Below are 567 nucleotides of genomic sequence, written 5' to 3' on the forward strand. Positions count from 1 at the left end.
TGCGCCGTACAGCGCGAAGGCGCCGCCGGTCATGAAAAAGGCCGTGAAATCGGCGCGCATCGTCGCCAGTCCCTGGATGCTGGCAGGCAACAGGAAGAAATTGGCGCCGAGCCGCGCGGGGTCGATCAGAAAGCCAAGCCCGATTGCCAGGTTGAACAGCCCGACCAACGCGATCGCGGCGCGAATTGCCTTTCGTATGACGGCCTCCCCTTTGATTCGCGGCATCGTATCAGCCGCGCGGGTCTTTGCAACATTTCGGCATTGATAATGCCATTATCCGGGCGCATCCTAGGGCAAGGGGGAAGATGTCGATGCGCAGGCCCTGGAAATCAGTGTTCGCGAGTCTCGCCCTGCTCGCGACGTTCACACTCGCTTCCGGCACATCGGCGGCGGAGCGGAAGCGGCCCAATATCGTCGTCCTGCTCGCCGACGATTGGGGCTTCAGCGATGTCGGTAGTTTCGGCAGCGAGTTCCGCACCCCCAATATCGATGCGCTGGCCGCCGCAGGGGTGCGCTTCTCCAACTTCCATGTCGCCGGCACCTGCTCGCCGACGCGCGCGATGCTCC

Annotated in this window: 2 protein-coding genes; one reads left to right on the top strand and one right to left on the bottom strand. The window is 63.3% G+C overall.

Features of this window, described 5'->3' with window-relative positions:
* On the bottom strand, positions 1 to 225 hold a 225-nt coding region (locus AC1DZC_RS20225), incomplete at its 3' end, for a hypothetical protein (protein ID WP_477044531.1).
* 80 nt (positions 226 to 305) lie between these two features.
* Between AC1DZC_RS20225 and AC1DZC_RS20230 the strand changes: the two genes are divergently transcribed.
* A partial coding sequence (locus AC1DZC_RS20230) for a sulfatase-like hydrolase/transferase (RefSeq protein ID WP_477044532.1) occupies positions 306 to 567 on the top strand: 262 nt, incomplete at its 3' end.

The sequence above is a fragment of the Cellulomonas sp. P2_B4 genome, assembly GCF_056404795.1.